1 protein-coding gene is annotated in these 1,364 nt (G+C 70.3%); it reads right to left on the bottom strand.

Going from position 1 to position 1,364, the window contains the following annotated elements:
- A partial coding sequence (locus tag ACWDRB_RS67825) for a hypothetical protein (RefSeq protein ID WP_449912908.1) occupies positions 1–1,191 on the bottom strand: 1,191 nt, incomplete at its 3' end.
- Between the last annotated feature and the right edge of the window lie 173 nt (positions 1,192–1,364).

The raw sequence follows: 1,364 nt of genomic DNA, 5'->3' as shown, positions 1-1,364 counted from the left end.
GACATTGAGCTTGCTGGACCGGTTGTCCGGATCGCTCACCTTCGCATACAGCCACGGCGTCACCGACCCCGCCGTCCAGGACGCCGAACCGGGCAACGCCGGATCCATGCCCAGCGACTCGACCACCGGCTTGCCGAGGTCGATGCGTGCCTGGACCCAGTCGGTCCAAGGCCCGGTGATGCCCTTGGCGGTTTCGCCCCGGGCACGCCAGCGGATCTTCATGCCGTCGGTCAGCTTCCCGGCCGGCACCTGCACCCAGGCGTTCTCGCCGGAGCGGGACGGCTGCGCGCTCCTGCCGGACCAGATCAGGCCGCCCCCTTGACCGGTGGCGGCCGGGTCGTGCTCGATCTCCACCGCGAGCCGGGACTCGCCGTTCTCCGGGTCGCTCACCTTGGCGTATAGCCACGGCGTCGTCGTGGCCGCGGTCCATGCTCCGGAGTCCCAGGTCGCGGGGGTCATCGACAAGCTCGCCACGGACGGCTTACGCATGTCGACAGTGGTGGCGGACCAGTCCGACCACGGACCGGCCACGCCGGTGGCGGTCTCTCCGCGCACCCGCCAGCGCACCTTCATGCCGTCGGTCAGCTTCCCGGCCGGCACCTGCACCCAGGCATTGCCCCCGGAGGCGTACGCGGTGGTGCCCTTGCCCTCCCAGACCACACCCGTGCCTTGTCCGGTCGCGGCGGGGTCGTGCTCGATCTGTGCCTCCAGCCGGGACGCGCGCGAATCCGGATCGGTGACCTTGGCGTAGACCCACGGCGTGGTCGAAGACGCCGTCCACGACAGCGCGCCCTTGGTGGCCGGAGTCCAACCGGCATCGGACGCGGCGGGCTTGTTCACATCGACGACGGCGACCTGCCAGGGCGACCATTCGCCTTCGGCGCCCGCGGTGGTGACACCGCGCACCCTCCAACGGATCTTCATGCCGTCGGTCAACTTGCCGGTCGGCACCTGCACCCACGCGTTGCCACCAGAGGTGTAACTGGTGGTGCCCTTGCCGGACCAGATCAGGCCGGTGCCCTGCCCGGTCGCGGCCGGATCGTGCTCGATCTCCGCACCCAGCACCAGCTTCGACCCGCCGGCGTCGGTCACCTTCCCATACAGCCACGGCGTGACCGACGCCAGCGTCCAGGCATCGGTGCCACGGGTGGCCGGAACGGCGCCCAAGCCGTTGCCCGCGGTGCCGCCCACCTGAATCGTGGCCGTCTGCCACTCCGACCAGGGACCCGTCACTCCGGAGGAGGTCGAAGCCCGCACCCGCCAGCGAATCAGCCACCCGTCCTTCAACTTGCCCGACGTCACGGCGGGGGTCTGCAGGGAGCACCTGCTCCATGTCGAGCACGAACTGCTCGACACCTGGCCAC

The sequence above is a fragment of the Nonomuraea sp. NPDC003707 genome (assembly GCF_053587055.1).
The sequence above is the reverse complement of the archived record's forward strand: the minus strand, read 5'-3'. Positions and strand labels throughout refer to the sequence as shown.